The sequence below is a fragment of the Criibacterium bergeronii genome, from assembly GCF_001693775.2.
Taxonomy (GTDB): Bacteria; Bacillota; Clostridia; order Peptostreptococcales; family Filifactoraceae; genus Peptoanaerobacter; species Peptoanaerobacter bergeronii.
In genome coordinates this window covers 22892-38755 of the sequence record NZ_MBEW02000003.1, presented here as the reverse complement: position 1 = coordinate 38755, position 15864 = coordinate 22892, and the positions used below count along the sequence as shown (strand labels likewise).

The window sequence follows — 15864 nt, the reverse complement described above, 5'->3', positions numbered from 1 at the left end:
TAAAATTAGTGATGGAATAATCTTATTCCAGTAAACGCACTGACAATGCCCAAATCATCGCAGGACTTGATAACCAATTTATCATTGACTGAGCCACCCGGCTGAGCAATGTATTTTACTCCACTGTTATATGCTCTAACAATATTGTCACTGAATGGGAAAAAGGCATCTGATGAAAGACATAAGCCTGCTACTTTCGATAAATATTCTTTTCGTTCTTGTTTTGTAAATGGCTCAGGCTTTTCCTCAAAAAATTCTTTCCACATATCATTATCATAGATAGAGCTTTCAGTTTCGTTAATATACATATCAATTACATTATCTCTTGTTGGTCTTTTTATGTCCTTTTTAAATTTTAAATTTAAAACTTTATCGGACTGTCTCAGCATAAATGTATCGCATTTATCCCCTGCCAGCCTTGTGCAATGTATCCTTGATTGTTGCCCTGCTCCAACGCCTACAGTTTGTCCGTCATATGCAAATGCCACTGAATTGGATTGTGTATATTTTAAAGTAATCATAGCAACAATAAGGTCTCTTACTTTCTCTTTAGGTAAATCCTTATTTTTTGTTACTATATTTCTAAGTAACTTTTCATCCAGCTCTATATCATTTTTATTTTGCGAAAAAGTTATGCCAAAAACATCTCTTAACTCATCTTTTTTTGGAATATAACTATTATCAATTTTTATAATGTTATATTTTCCATTTTTCTTTTGTTTAAGTAAATTCAAAGCGTCTTCATCATAATCAGGTGCGATAATTCCATCAGAAACTTCTCTTTGTATAACCCTTGCTGTAGTTAAGTCACACTTATCAGATAAGGCTATAAAATCACCAAAGGACGACATTCTATCAGTACCTCTCGCTCTTGCGTATGCACAAGCTAAAGGGGAAGTATTGATATTTTCAATATCTTCTACAAAAAAAGCTTTTTTCTGCTTATCGTTTAATTCTAAGCCTAGAGCGGCTGATGTTGGGCTAACGTGCTTGAATGATGTAGCACATGGTATATTAAAAGCATATTTAAGTTCTTTTACAAGCTGATATGAATTAAAAGCATCAAGAAAATTAATATATCCCGGATTTCCATTTAATATAGTTATAGGTAAATCACTGCCATCTCTCATAAAAATCATAGCATTGTCTTGATTTGGATTTACACCATATTTAAGTTCGAACATTTTCATTTTATACTCCATATTCAGTGAATATTAAATAATTTTTCCTTTGAAAAACCACTCTTTATATTAGTTGTATAAGTATATAGTGCTATCTTATTTTGAGGGTTCATATTATCCCATATTTTATTTGAAAAATTTTCAAAATCATCTTCAATTTCTATTGTTTCCGGCAAAGTATTAAATACATCTAATTTATCAGCCTTTGTATTGTAGGTGTGGATAAAATGACCTCTACCTTTATCAAACGTGTACGAAAAAAAATGCCTATCACAAACTCCAGTTTCTACATTCCCATTTAGTAAAATGCTCATTTTATAATAATTTGCATCAAAATCTACTAACAAACTTATTCTTGGAGTAAATATAGGAGCGTCCGGCTCATACTCTCTTTTATCTAAGGATTGCTCAAAAGGGATACCCTTTGATAGATTTTCATAAATTGTATCAGTTTGGTCACCATTTGTAAGAATTAGTAAATTGTTTAATCTTTTTAAGGCTGTGTAAATTATCAGGCTAGGGTCTTGAACTTTTGACTCATCAAAAACTGAAGTTATAAGCTCATTATTTTCTTTAACAAGAACTCTATTTTTACTATTCTCACTTCTTCCTGAAAGCATATATCCTAAAAATATACTACTTCCATCAGAAGTAAGACCTGCAATAATTCCACGTCCTACATAACTATTTTCATTTAAAATTGAATTAATTTTTTTAAAATCAGACATTTTTCACCATTTCTTCTGAAATATTTTGAATACTGTTAGGTAATATTATATGCTCAGCTTCTTTCATTACTCTTTGCTGTAAAATCTCAGGGGTATCATTATCAAAAACTTGAACAGCTTTTTGAGCTATAATTGGACCTGCATCTACATCTGTAGTAACGTAATGGACAGTCGCACCTGTTACTTTCACACCTTTTTTTAAAGCCGCCTCATGAACCTTTAGTCCGAAAAATCCATCTCCACAAAATGATGGTATTAAAGAAGGATGAACATTAATTATTCTATTTTCAAATTTTTTTATAAAGTTATTTCCAAGTATGACCATAAATCCTGCTAGAACTATTAAGCCTATTTCATACTTTTTTATAATCTCTATCATTGCATTTTCATAATCTTCTTGACTGGTATAATCTTTTTTTGAAACGACATATGTGTCGATACTTGCGTCCTTAGCTCTTTGTATAGCATATGCGTTTGGGTTATTTGAAATAACTAAAGCTATTTTTGCAGAATGTATAATACCGGATTTTTCGGCATCAATTATTGCCTGTAGGTTTGTACCACCGCCTGAAACCAAAACAGCTACATTTATTTTATCTTTTCGCATTTTCCACCATGATTATTTAAGTACAATCTTATCCTTATCATTTTTTACAATTTCGCCAAGATAATATGCATCTTGACCATTTTCTTTTAGAATTTGTAGAGATATATCTGCATCAGCTTGGTCTACTATTATACACATTCCTACACCCATATTGAATGTGTTGAACATATCGTGCTCATCAATTTTCCCTGTTTTTTGAATAAGGTCAAAAACAACAGGTGTCTTAACTGATGATTTATTTATATATGCACATAGTCCATCAGGAATACTTCTTGGAATATTTTCATAAAATCCTCCACCGGTAATATGTGAAATACTCTTAATATTTACTTTTTCCATCAAGGATAAAACTGGTTTAACATATATTTTGGTTGGTGTTAAAAGCTCCTCAACTATACTTTTGCCAAAAAATTCCGGCAATTTGCAGTCTAAAGACTTTTTACCAATATCAAATACTTTTCTAACTAATGAAAAACCATTTGAATGTACTCCGCTTGAAGGTAAGGCAATTACGACGTCTTTCTCTTTAACAAGGGATTTATCAAGTATTTTTTCTTTGTCTACTACTCCAGTACAATATCCAGCTAAGTCATATTCATCCTCAGGATAAAATCCTGGCATTTCAGCAGTTTCTCCGCCAATAAGTGCAGCTCCTGACATTACGCAGCCTTCTGATACCCCTTTAACTATTTGTTCAATTTTGCTTGGAAAGTTTTTACCACAAGCAATGTAGTCTAAGAAAAATAATGGTTTAGCTCCAGCACAAATGATATCATTTACACACATTGCAACGCAATCTATACCTATTGTGTCATGCTTATCAGCTATAAATGCTAACTTTAACTTTGTGCCAACTCCATCTGTGCCACTAACTAAGACCGGATTTTTTAGATTTGTCATATCTAATTCAAATAGTCCACCAAAACCGCCCAATCCGGATATTACTGATTTATTCATGGTTTTGTTGATGTGCTTTTCCATTAATTTTACAGATTCGTAACCAGCTGTGATATCTACTCCAGCTTCTTTATAAGATTTTGATTCAGATTTCATTTTTACTCCTTTTTATCAAAGCAATATGTGCATAAATTTTCTTTACTCAATCCTATAGATTTTACTAGTCCTTCCATAGTCTGAAACTCTAGCGAAGCTAAATGTAAATTTTCACAAATTTTATCTCTCATACGTTTACCACGTTCAGTCTTACCATCTATATATTCAGCTATATGATTAAACCCCTCTTCTCCCTCTAAATCCATTATTGTCCTTCTAGTCAACAATTCCATTTCGTTATTAGAGCGTGAGAAATTTAAAAATTTGCATGAATACATAATTGGAGGACAGGCTGACCTCATATGCACTGATTTTGCACCATTAGTATACAAAAAGTCTACTGTTCCTTTTAGTTGTGTACCTCTTACTATTGAGTCGTCTACAAAAAGTAAATTTTTATTCTTGATTAAATCATATACAGGAATTTGTTTCATTTTTGCAACTACATTTCTTTCACTTTGGTTTGGAGGTATAAAACTTCTAGACCAAGTAGGTGTGTATTTTATGAATGCCCTTACAAATTGAACATTAGATGCATGTGCATACCCCATAGCGTGTGGAGTACCTGAGTCAGGAACTCCACCTACAAAATCTATTCCGTTTAAATCTAGGTTTTCTTTGTCATTTTGAGCCATAATTGCACCATTTTTGTATCTCATTACCTCTACATTTACACCTTCATAAGTAGATGTAGGATATCCGTAATATGTCCAAAGGAATGAACATATACTTAATTTTTCTTTTGCCTTTGCCAATACCGTCAGACTATCCTTAGTAAATTCTACTATTTCTCCAGGCCCAAGCTCTTTTTCGTCTTCGTATCCTAATTTTTTATACGAAAAATTTTCAAATGCTACGCTGTAACCTCTATCACTTTTTCCTATCAAAACAGGTAATCTGCCGAATTTATCTCTAGCGGCTATTATACTGTCGTGGTCTGTCAGTATTAATACACACAACGACCCGTCTATAACATCTTGAGCATACTCAATACCTTCTTTAAAGCTTTCTTTTTGGTTTATCAAAGTAGCTACTAATTCTGTAGTATTTACTCTACCACCAGTCATAGCATCAAAATGCACGCAGTTTAAAGATAGCCTATCTTTTATTAATTCCTCTGCATTGTTTATTTGTCCAAGTGTGCATATAGCATATTGACCTAATGATGACCTAATTAATAAAGGCTGAGGGTCTGTATCATTTATACATCCTATGCCAGTATTGCCCTTTGCATCCTTAAACAAATGCTCAAATTTTATTCTAAAGCTGGTATTTTTCATATTATGAATATTTCTTTGCAATCCTATTTCCTTATCATAAACTGCAACGCCAGCACTCTTAGTCGCTAAATGACTATGGTAGTCTGCACCATAAAATATATCTTCAATTACATCGTCTATACAAGCTGCACCAAAAAAACCGCCCATAAATACTCCTATTAAATTTTATTATCTATATCCTGAATTGTTAAATAGTTTGCTTTTATTTAACAATTCAGAAATGAATAATCAATGACAAATGAAAATTTATTATTTATTAAATTTCTCAAATACAGCTTTATTTTTTTCTAAAGCCTTTTTTGCATCATTTTCTCTTTTATCAACTAGTTTTTTAGATATTTCTTCATCTGAAATCGCTAGCATCTGAAGTGCTAACAATGCTGCATTTGCTCCACCATTTATAGCCACAGTCGCTACAGGGATGCCAGATGGCATTTGAACTGTTGATAATAAAGCATCAATTCCGTCTAAATTGGACGATTTGCATGGAACACCTATTATTGGTAATGTTGTATTAGCCGCCATAGCTCCAGCTAAATGTGCAGCCATTCCGGCAAAGGCAATAATAACTGCTATATCATTTGATTTGGCATTTTTAGCAAATTCCGCCGCTTCTATAGGTGTTCTATGTGCTGAATAAACGTGAACTTCATAAGGCACTCCAAAGCTTTGCAAAATATCAATAGATTTTTCAACTATTGGCAAATCACTGTCACTTCCCATAACCAATCCTATTTTTTTCATTTTAACCTCATTTAAAATTTATATAATAAACAAAAAATAACTACATTAAATTAAAAATTAAACTCTTGTCAAAGATGAATCTTTTTTCATAACATCATGGGCAGAACCTTCTACAATACTAGTTGCAGAAACAAGCGTTAATTTAGCATCTTTCTTGAAATCATTTAAATTTAACGAACCGCAATTGCACATAGTTGACCTAATTTTGCTCAAAGTTATCGCAACATTGTCCTTTAAAGCTCCGGCATAAGGCACATAAGAGTCAACACCTTCTTCAAATGAAAGCTTTTTATCTCCGCCTAAGTCATATCTTTGCCAATTTCTAGCTCTAGCAGAACCTTCACCCCAGTATTCCTTGTAATAAGTGCCTGAAATACTTACTTTATCAGACGGACTTTCATCAAATCTTGCAAAATATCTTCCAAGCATTACAAAGTCTGCACCCATGGCTAAGGCAAGAGTAATGTGATGGTCATATACTATACCTCCATCTGAGCAAACAGGTATATACACACCTGTTTGCTCAAAATATTTATCTCTTTCTCTGCATACTTCTATTACAGATGTGGCTTGACCTCTACCTATTCCTTTTGTTTCTCTAGTTATACAAATTGAGCCACCGCCTATACCAACTTTAACAAAGTCTGCACCGGCATCAGCTAAAAATCTAAAACCTTCCGCATCAACTACATTCCCAGCTCCGACTTTTACATCTTCGCCATATTTTTCTTTTATCCAACCAAGAGTGATTTTTTGCCATTCAGAAAAGCCTTCTGAAGAATCTATACATAAAACATCTGCTCCAGCTTCAACTAGTGCAGGTACTCTTTGTTCATAATCTCTTGTATTTATTCCTGCTCCAACTACATAACGCTTTGAGCTGTCTAACAATTCGTCTTTGTATTCCTTATGGTTATCATAGTCTTTTCTGAACACAAAGTAAGCAAGTCTACCATCATCAGAAATAATTGGAAGTGCATTTAATTTGTGGTTCCAAAGTAAATCATTTGCTTCACTTAATGTTATTCCTTCTTTTCCATAAACTAATTTTTCAAAAGGAGTCATAAATTCAGACACTTTTGTATCTTCAGTCATCCTACTTAATCTGTAATCTCTACTAGTGACTATACCCAATAGCTTTGAGTTAGATGTTCCGTCCTCAGTTACTGCAACAGTGGTATGTCCCGTTTTATTCTTTAAAGCTATTACATCCTTCAGTGTTGAATTAATAGAAAGATTAGAATCACTTTGCACAAACCCAGCTTTGTAAGCTTTAGTTCTTCTTACCATTTCCGCTTCACTTTCAATACTTTGAGCACCATAAATAAAGGCAACTCCACCCTCTTTTGCAAGAGCTACTGCAAGAGTATCGTTTGATACCGCCTGCATTATAGCGGAAACCATAGGTATGTTCATGGTTATACTGCTTTGCTCACCCTTTTTAAATTTTACAAGAGGTGTTTTTAAGCTTACATTTGCTGGAATACATTCTGCTGAAGAATATCCAGGTATAAGTAAATATTCATTAAACGTGCGTGATGGTTCATTAATAAAAGTTGCCATTCTGTCTCCTTTTAAGTACATTAAATTTATTTTGATTTTAAATTAGATAATACGATAAGCCATATCATAAAAATGAACATTAATAATTAATAAAGATAAAAGATTTTTAAAAATTAAAAAATTATGAATAAATTCTCAAAATTAATTGTAGAATATTCATAATTTTTTTAAGCAAAAACCTCGGACGCTGTTTATAGCCCGAGGTTACATATATATTAGCACAATTTGCATTATAAACACATTTATGCAAAATTAGACTGTAATTTTTGAGCTTTAAATAAAATAAATTTTTAAAATCTAAATTTAATATGCTCATTTTTAAAATTACCTTTATAAATATAAAATCCTGTTCATCCTTTAAAATCACAATTAATATTCTCAAATAATATATCAAGAATGAGTGATTTTGTCAAGAGATAATACAGGATCAATCAGAATGTTTTAACAATTTTTTTAATTATAGTTTTAATATTTACTAATTTTTTTGATTAGTTTGCTTATTTATTTCTTGTAGTCTATTTCGTGGAATTTCCGGATGCCCACAAGTCATGTTCCCTTCCTTGCATTTTCCTTCCGAACAGCAAGATGGTCCAGCATTTTTGAATAAATTTTTAGAAACTTTTTTGACCTCTTCAAGCATTAGATACGCCATCTCTCTAATTTCCCACTGAGCTCTTTCGCATAATCTAGTGTAGAAGAAATTTTTTAAAGTCCTAGCATTCATTGTAACTATTATTTTTGTTTCACAAGCATTTGGGAAAACATATCTAGCATCTTCAATTGACTTTTTTTGTGCCATTTGCTTGGCTTGTTTTTCACTTTTACCTTCATTTAAATAATATTGAATGTTATCAGCCATCAATTTATCTACAATTTCATCATAAGCCTTTTGGTCGTCCTCCATTGCTTTTATGAATATCTTTTTTGCCTCTTCATTATTCTCAATCTGAGGTGGTACGATGTATTCAAATTGGTCTAACTTTACATACCTTTGAGATTGTTGAGAATAGCTGGCAATTCTATGTCTCACCAATTGGTGAGTACAGACTCTACTTATTCCTTCAATCATAAAAGTAAAGCTAACGTGTTCGATTGGACTTTGATGCCCTATACTCATCAAATTGTCTACGAATTTATCAACTTTTTCATCATCAAGATTTTCAGCAATTTCATCAGCACCTACCTTTGAATAACAAAGTTTGGCTGACATTGCTACAACATAATCCGGCTTTGGAGTGTGGGCAATTAATTTAACTTTCATATTTTCCCTTTCTAAGTTATATGCAATATTTTCTTATCATGATATAATAAACCCCATTTAATATACTGCAGATTTATTTTAAAAATTTCAGTATAATTTTGGAATATTATAAAATATAATAACACAGTTTTAAAAATTTACAACACATTTATTACCCCAAAATTTTTAATTCTTTGTAAACTGTTCAGTACCAATAGCTCTGATGACTTATTATAGAGCGTTGTTACTGTATTACATCAAGTGTCTTTTATATAAACACTATTGACGTGCGTAAAAGCGTGCGTTATAATAAGCAAAAAGGGGGCGTTTATATGCAAGTGACTAATATAACTAATTTTAGAAATAATATTTATAATGTGGTTGATGATATTATCAAATATAATGAGCCAGTCCATATAAGTGCTAAAAATGGTAACGTTGTTGTTATAAGTGAAGACGATTATAACTCAATTGTTGAAACTTTATATTTATCAAGTATTAAGCCTGTAAAAGAGCAGATAATCGAAGGCTTAAATGCTGGCGATGATGAATTTGAGGAGTTTAAATGGTAGAGTACAAAATCCTTATTCATAAAAAGGCTCAAAAGGATAAGGTAAGGATTGAGAAAATAAAAAAACTTAAAGAAAAGGTGAGTGTGCTTATTGATATTTTAAAAATTAATCCGTATCAAAATCCCCCTCCTTATGAAAAGCTTGTAGGTGATTTAAAAGGAGCGTGCTCAAGACGTATAGATATTAAGCACAGGCTTGTTTATACTGTTGATGAAGAAAACAAGAATGTAAAAATTCTTAGTATGTGGACGCATTATGAAATTTAAAGTAATTTAACCGCTAAATAAGGCGGTTTTTATACACTTAGCAATATACACACACTTAACAAAAAACCAAAAACACAATACAGTCACAAAATTTATAAACTTCATAAACAAATAAAAAGGCTCATACCTAATAGAAAAATCTCTACTAGATATGAGTTTTTAAATTGTTATGTTTTATTTAAATATAATTAAATATAGTATAGTTTAATTTGTTTATATTTCAATAAAAATCAGTTTTTCCATATGTTATAAAACATATTGGTGCACCTAGCAGGAATCGAACCCGCATCATTCGCTTCGGTGGCGAAAATCTTATCCATTAGACTATAGGTGCTTTTATAGACCCAAAGCCTTATCTAATCTAGCTTTATCAAATCCAATTATTTGTTCATCATCTATATAAGTTGCCGGAACACCCATAATTTTATTTTTTATAAGAAAGCTTCTCGCTTCAGGGTCTTGGTCTATATTTTTTTCATCAAATGAAATGTTTTTTTCATTTAAATAGTCTTTCAAAAGGTGACAATAATGACAAGAGCTACTTGTATATACAACTACATTTTTATTTTCCATTTTAATATCCTCCGATAAAATCATAATTAAATGAATTTCTGCTTATATTAATAACCAATTCTGTTATTTTTAAACAATAAATACATTTTCTGCCCGGAGACTATTGAAAAATATAATTCACTTTAAATCTTAAAATATGTTTCTTTGGTAGTTTGAATACAAATCTCTTACTTCCGAAAATAAATTAACCATTTCTATTTGTAGATTAGATGCCATTTCATAATTTTTTTGTTCTATTGCATCATCTATTTGTGTAAATAATGATTTTTTATCAACAGTGTCTTTCATTAATTTGGTCTTTAAATTTTGAATTTTTTTCCAATTTACCACGTCCAAATCAGCAATATCCTCTTGAGCTGTATGAAGTATGGTCATATTCCTCAAATTTTCTCTATTTTTAACTACTATTCTTCCTACTAATTCTTTTGCCCAATATTCTATAGACGCTATTTTGTAAGAATTTATTATCTTATCCGTAAATACGCCATTTTGTGTCAAAATGGTAAGTTTTTCAGAATATTTTTCAAATGCCATCATATTTTCATAGGCAGTATTTGGTGGTATAGAAAAAATCTTATTTCTTTCTTCTTGGGTGTATTCTTCAAATACATTTTCTTCAGACCTGTATGCTCTTTCTTTTCTAAGATATTTTGCATCTTCATCAGGTTTTTTTGACAATTCGTTTTGTATAAATTCAACGTCATAATTACCCACATAGAAATTTATTCCGTCTACCATACATTGATACACTGATGATAAAACAAGATATAGGTTTGAGTTAGGGCAAGTAGCTCTTAGTTCAAATCTTGTCTGCATTGGATTTTTTTCGTCTTTAAGTAAACCTATAAGTATTGACCTATTTCTTGAAGGTATTGATGGTGATTTTCCAAGAGACGTTACTATACAAACAGGTGCTTCAAAGCCGGGTTTTAGTCTATTAAATGCGTCAGTAGTTGATGCGACAAATGGATTAATTATTTCATAATTGTTTAGAATTCCGGCTAATGATGCAAATCCAAGACTGCTCATATAATATTTTTCTTTTTGAACGTGATTAAATAAATTTATCCTTTTTCCATTTTCTAATTTTGCACTTACACCTATATGTGTATGTTCTCCACTACCTGCAACCTTGTCTACAGGTTTAGAGTCAAATGTTACTTCCAATCCAAATCTATTAAATACATCTAAGACCAAATCCTTAACTACATATAAATTATCTGCCGTCTGCATTGGGTCAGAATATTTCCAGTCAATTTCCAATTGCTCCATAATGTGAGTTCTATCCCCATCATGGTTAAGCATAGGTTTTACCCCACCTACTTCCTTATGCCCCATTTCAGGTTCAAAACCATAACGCTCCATAAGTAATAGACAGGTTTCCATAGCAGACCTTACTATACCTTCTGTTCTTTTCCAATACTGTTCTTTCAAAATTTGTGAAGTTGAAAGCTCTTTAATTGTATAATTTTCTTGAGGTGTCTTAACATAAAACTCCAGCTCTGTTGCAGCCGTTATATTTATTTCTTTAATTTCAGAGTCGATTCCTATTTCTTCCTTTAATTCTTTATTGTTTTTTATTTTGTCAAATATGTTATTTTGAAGATTGTCAATGGCTCTTTTTAATACACCTCTTGAGCATACAACTTCATCATTATGAACTAAGAAAGCTGGTATTCTTAGTGTTCCTACAGGTTTTCCCGAATCATCTGATAATAAATTAAAGTTATAATCGACGAACCAATCACAATCCATATCAGGTATTATTGTAACCTTTGCATTGTTTAAGCTGGCTATACCGATTAATTCAACGCTAGAACCATCTGTTTGTACCCCTGATGCAAAAAAGTTTTCAATGTCGTCAAGTACAGCTTTAACCGGAATTTTTTCATCGGTTGCATTTCCTCTTAAATCATAGCCTACCAGTGAAACAAATTTTATTTCTGAATGTTTTTCAAAGATTTCTTTTAATTCATTAATATCATGCGTACCTTTTTTTAATGTGAAAAGAAGCCCATCATTTTTTAAGACATTAACTATTTCCATACGACCCCCAAGTTTTAGCCAAGATTATTGTTAAATTAAATTCTAAAGTAACATTATAAATAAATTATCAATTATATACAATAAAAAATATGCAAAAAATTATTTTTTTGAATAATTATCTTATAAATCCTTCACAAAGTTGTACGCCATCATCGCACCTAGCTTAGAGTGTTCGTAAGTAAGTCCACCCTGAAAATAAACAGTATACGGTTTTCTAATAGGAGCGTCCGCTGAAAGTTCTATGGATGAACCTTGCACAAAACACCCTGCCGCCATTATAACCTCATCATCATAACCGGGCATATCCCAAGGTTCAGGCACTACAAAGCTATCTACCGGAGATGCTAGCTGGATAGCTTTACAAAATGCAATTATTTCCTCTTTTGTTTCAAATGAAACAGCCTGTATAATGTCACTTCTTTCATCCGAAGATGCAGGAAATACTTTGTATCCATCTTCTTCAAAGAGTTTTGCTAAAAATATTGCACCTTTAAGCGCCCCATTGACAACTGTCGGAGCTAAAAATAAGCCCTGCATATTTGCTCTGTTAGTGCCAAAAGTTAATCCACACTCCTTACCTATGCTTGCACAAGTAAGTTTTTGAGAGGCACGCTCTACTAAATCTTTTTTGCCAACTATATAACCCCCAGTGATAGAAATACCACCGCCGGGATTTTTTATAAGTGAGCCAGCCATAATATCTGCCCCAACATCTGTAGGCTCACCATATGTCAAAAATTCACCATAGCAATTGTCTACCATAACTATTAAATCTTTTTTTATTTCTTTGACAAATTTAATAACTTCGCCTATTTGATTGACTTCTAATGATTTTCTTGTAGAATATCCCTTTGACCTTTGGATGTAAATCATTTTTATAGAAGAGTCTTGTATAATATTTTTTTTAATATTTTCAAAATCAAAATCCCCGTTATTAATTAAATCAACCTGCTTATATTTTATTCCATATTGAGATAATGATAATGGAGCATCTATTATACCTATTACTTCGTCTAAAGTATCATATGGTTTGCCTGTTATAGCAAGCATTGTATCGCCTGGCATGAGCTGAGAATTTAGGCATATACTTAGTGCATGTGTACCATTTACAATAGATGGTCTTACTAAAGCATCTTCTGTATTAAACACATTTGCAAATACCTCTTCTACTTTATCTCTGCCAATGTCATTGTAACCGTATCCGGAAGAAGTGCCAAAATGTATATCTGATAATTTTGCCTTTTGCATGGCGTTTAAGACCTTCATTTGATTGTAAAGTTTAATTTCGTCTAGTTTATCAAATGTTTCTTTTAAGTCAGTTTCAATTTTTTTTGCTCTTGTTAAATCTTTTTCAGAAATACCAAAATTTTTATATAAATTCCCTAAATTATTTTCCAACTATTTAGCCCTCTTTTTTGCTATTAAACAATGCCAATGTTTTTCATTGTATTCATCAATCAATTCTAAGCCATTTTTTTCTAAATTTTCTTTAACAAAATCTACTTTTTCATCAATAATGCCTGATGAAATAAATAAAGCATTATCTTTCATAATATTGGTTACATCTTTTGATAACTCAGCCACAATATCAGCCATAATATTTGCTACGACTATGTCTGCTTTTTCATGGATGATTTCAGTTAAATCACCATATCTTACCTGAATTTTGTCTAATGCTTTATTTTTTTGAGCATTTTCAGTGCTCACTTTTATGGCTAATTTATCTATGTCGGTTGCTATTACATTTTTTGCACCAAGCTTTACGCTTGCTATGGATAAAATTCCACTTCCTGTACCAATATCTATAACATCATCGTCTTTTTTTAGGTATTTTTCTAAGGCAAGCAGACACATTTTAGTAGTTTCATGCGTGCCAGTGCCAAACGCTAGTCCTGGGTCAAGCTCTAAGACAATTTCGCCATCTTTTGCCAAATAAGTTTCCCATTCCGGTTTTATGACAATCTTATCACTTAGTCTAGTTATTTTAAAATACTTTTTCCATTCATTTTCCCAGTTTGACTGTTTTACTTCTTTTATAGATATTTCAAGAGTTCCTAAGTCAAACTCCAAATTTTTGATTTTATCCAAATCTGACTGTATATTTTCAATTATTTCTTCAAAATTTTCTGTCAAGCTATAGTATCCTCTTATTACAACATCCTCATGGTCAAATTTTAAGGTGGTTTTTTCTGCATAATCCCAGTCATAAGGTGTGTTTTTCACAAATAAATCGGCTGGGTCTTCTATGCTTACACCTTTAGAACCATTTTGAATTAGTATATTCGAAATCAGGTCACTTGCTATTGTTGTAGTTGATACTGCTACTTCATTATAATCCATAATCTATCTCTTTCTTATACTAATTTCACCGTAATTAAGTGCCTCTGTTGTACCGTCTTCATATTCTACAACTAAGAAACCTTTGTCATCAATATTTTTAGCCACCGCAGGAGTAGTAATTTCAGCGGATAAAATATTAATTTTTTCTCCAAGAATATTTGAGTTAGTCCTCAAAACTTCCAGTACACTTGAATAATTTTCAGCTAGAAAATCCTTATAGTACATATCAAAATATTTTAATACCTGCCATAAAATTTCTTTCTTGCTTATATTATAATTTTCCAATCCTAAAGAAGTGGCTATATCTTTAATTCCATCTGTAAATTTATTTTCTACATTTATTCCTATACCAACCACGCAGTAATCCAGCATTCCTATTTCCATACTCATTTCACATAAGATGCCGCACAATTTTTTGTCGTTAAGTATTATATCGTTTGGCCATTTAATTTTTGTTTTCACTCCAAGGGTTTCTAGTGTTTTAAATACACTGCAAGCAGTGACTTGTGTTAAAAATGGGATTTTAGTTATTTCTACATCAGGCTTTAAAATTATAGTGAAATAAAGTCCACCCTCACTGGAAATAAATTCTCTACCACGTCTACCCTTGCCTGAGGTTTGGATTTTAGAAACTATTACTGTACCTTCTGTAGATGTCTTAGCAATAGTTTTTGCGTAGTCATTTGTTGAGTTGACTTTGTCTAATACTATAATTGTATTCCCGATTTTTTGACCGTCAGCCACGCCAACATAAATATTATCTTGAGTTATATCATCCGGTATGTCTAACAGCATATAGCCTTTATTTGTAATTGCATCTATTTTTATGCCATTTTCTTTCATTTTTTGAATTCTTTTCGACAAAGCAGCTCTTGATATACCAAATATGCTTGCCATCTCAGCTCCTGAAACATACTGTCCATTATGGTCAGATAAGATTTTTAAAATATCGCTATTTTTCATTTTCTTCACCAATTAAATTTCTAATAATATAACTTGCTATCGTAAATCCGGCAACTGATGGTACGAAAGCTGATGAACCGATTACCTTTTTTTCAGTTGACTTATCTGCAAGAGCAAATTCGCAGATTTCATCAGAAAAAACGCAAGGTAGTTTAGTAATGCCATACTCTTTTAATTCTCTTCTCATAACCTTTGCCAAACTACAATTATAAGTTTTATCTAGTGTTGTCAACCGAATATGAGATGGGTCAAGCCTTTTGCCCATACCCATTGAGCTAATTATGGGAATATTTTTTTCATAACAGCTTACAATTAAGTCAATTTTGCTTGTAACCATATCAATGGCATCTACTACAAAATCATAGTGTTCTTCACCAAAAAACAGTTCATTTTCAGATTTTTCATACTTTTTAGTTAGTAGCTTGATTTTTGCGTCTGGGTTTATATCTTTTATTCTTTTCTCAAAAAGCTCTGTTTTATATTTGCCTATTGATGAATGTGTGGCTATTATCTGCCTATTAATATTAGTTATGTCAACAATATCATAATCAATAAGAGTAAATTGTCCTATTCCACTTCTTGACAAGCCCTCTGCTACATATCCACCAACTCCACCTAATCCAAATATCGCTATATGAGAATTTTTTAATTTTTCGATATTTTTATTTCCTATAATCAATTCTAATCTTTTAAATTCCATTTTTATTC

16 protein-coding genes and 1 tRNA gene are annotated in these 15864 nt (G+C 31.7%); 2 read left to right on the top strand and 15 right to left on the bottom strand.

Translation table 11 applies throughout. The features are described 5' to 3' along the window. Positions 1-5 precede the first annotated feature (5 nt). The 8 genes from BBG48_RS02155 to thyX all read right to left on the bottom strand — a co-directional run bounded on the left by BBG48_RS02155 (position 6) and on the right by thyX (position 8417). On the bottom strand, positions 6-1190 hold the full coding sequence (locus tag BBG48_RS02155) for a phosphoribosylaminoimidazolecarboxamide formyltransferase (RefSeq protein ID WP_068914202.1): 1185 nt from the start codon (positions 1188-1190) through the stop codon (positions 6-8). Between the two features lie 14 nt (positions 1191-1204). Next, a complete protein-coding gene (locus BBG48_RS02150) occupies positions 1205-1909 on the bottom strand; it encodes an IMP cyclohydrolase (protein ID WP_068914203.1) in 705 nt (234 codons plus the stop codon). Continuing rightward, on the bottom strand, positions 1902-2516 hold the full coding sequence (gene purN / locus BBG48_RS02145) for a phosphoribosylglycinamide formyltransferase (RefSeq protein WP_068914204.1): 615 nt from the start codon (positions 2514-2516) through the stop codon (positions 1902-1904). Before purN ends, BBG48_RS02150 begins: the two co-directional genes overlap by 8 nt. A 12-nt stretch (positions 2517-2528) precedes the next feature. Beyond that, positions 2529-3569: a phosphoribosylformylglycinamidine cyclo-ligase gene (gene purM, locus BBG48_RS02140; protein ID WP_068914205.1), complete on the bottom strand. Its 1041-nt coding sequence runs from the start codon at positions 3567-3569 to the stop codon at positions 2529-2531. Positions 3570-3571: 2 nt separating this feature from the next. Continuing rightward, complete coding sequence (locus BBG48_RS02135) at positions 3572-4996, bottom strand: amidophosphoribosyltransferase (RefSeq protein WP_068914206.1); 1425 nt, start codon at positions 4994-4996, stop codon at positions 3572-3574. 102 nt (positions 4997-5098) lie between these two features. Next, positions 5099-5593 (bottom strand): 5-(carboxyamino)imidazole ribonucleotide mutase, encoded by a 495-nt coding sequence (gene purE, locus BBG48_RS02130; protein WP_068914207.1) that lies wholly within the window; start codon positions 5591-5593, stop codon positions 5099-5101. A gap of 57 nt (positions 5594-5650) precedes the next feature. After that, positions 5651-7156, bottom strand: a complete 1506-nt coding sequence (locus BBG48_RS02125; protein WP_068914208.1) for an IMP dehydrogenase — start codon at positions 7154-7156, stop codon at positions 5651-5653. Positions 7157-7631: 475 nt separating this feature from the next. Then, positions 7632-8417 (bottom strand): FAD-dependent thymidylate synthase, encoded by a 786-nt coding sequence (gene thyX / locus BBG48_RS02120; RefSeq protein WP_068914209.1) that lies wholly within the window; start codon positions 8415-8417, stop codon positions 7632-7634. 311 nt (positions 8418-8728) lie between these two features. On the opposite strand from thyX, the gene BBG48_RS02115 reads away from it, so the two are divergent. Both BBG48_RS02115 and BBG48_RS02110 read left to right on the top strand, forming a co-directional pair. Further along, on the top strand, positions 8729-8968 hold the full coding sequence (locus BBG48_RS02115; protein ID WP_068914210.1) for a type II toxin-antitoxin system Phd/YefM family antitoxin: 240 nt from the start codon (positions 8729-8731) through the stop codon (positions 8966-8968). Then, positions 8962-9234 (top strand): Txe/YoeB family addiction module toxin, encoded by a 273-nt coding sequence (locus tag BBG48_RS02110; RefSeq protein WP_068914211.1) that lies wholly within the window; start codon positions 8962-8964, stop codon positions 9232-9234. The genes BBG48_RS02115 and BBG48_RS02110 overlap by 7 nt, the downstream gene beginning before the upstream one ends. A 259-nt stretch (positions 9235-9493) precedes the next feature. Here the strand turns inward: BBG48_RS02110 and BBG48_RS02105 are convergent. The 7 genes from BBG48_RS02105 to BBG48_RS02075 form a co-directional block, all read right to left on the bottom strand. Then, a tRNA-Arg gene (locus BBG48_RS02105) sits at positions 9494-9568 on the bottom strand. 2 nt (positions 9569-9570) lie between these two features. Continuing rightward, complete coding sequence (locus BBG48_RS02100; protein WP_068914212.1) at positions 9571-9807, bottom strand: glutaredoxin family protein; 237 nt, start codon at positions 9805-9807, stop codon at positions 9571-9573. 129 nt (positions 9808-9936) lie between these two features. Beyond that, positions 9937-11853, bottom strand: coding sequence for a type I glutamate--ammonia ligase (locus BBG48_RS02095; protein ID WP_068914213.1), 1917 nt, complete (start codon positions 11851-11853; stop codon positions 9937-9939). A gap of 120 nt (positions 11854-11973) precedes the next feature. Beyond that, complete coding sequence (locus tag BBG48_RS02090) at positions 11974-13251, bottom strand: methionine gamma-lyase family protein (protein WP_068914214.1); 1278 nt, start codon at positions 13249-13251, stop codon at positions 11974-11976. Beyond that, complete coding sequence (gene prmA, locus BBG48_RS02085) at positions 13252-14193, bottom strand: 50S ribosomal protein L11 methyltransferase (protein WP_068914215.1); 942 nt, start codon at positions 14191-14193, stop codon at positions 13252-13254. It lies immediately after the preceding gene. A 3-nt stretch (positions 14194-14196) separates the two neighbouring features. Next, positions 14197-15156: a biotin--[acetyl-CoA-carboxylase] ligase gene (locus BBG48_RS02080; protein ID WP_068914216.1), complete on the bottom strand. Its 960-nt coding sequence runs from the start codon at positions 15154-15156 to the stop codon at positions 14197-14199. Then, positions 15146-15856: a tRNA threonylcarbamoyladenosine dehydratase gene (locus tag BBG48_RS02075; protein WP_068914217.1), complete on the bottom strand. Its 711-nt coding sequence runs from the start codon at positions 15854-15856 to the stop codon at positions 15146-15148. The genes BBG48_RS02080 and BBG48_RS02075 overlap by 11 nt, the downstream gene beginning before the upstream one ends. Positions 15857-15864: the final 8 nt, after the last annotated feature.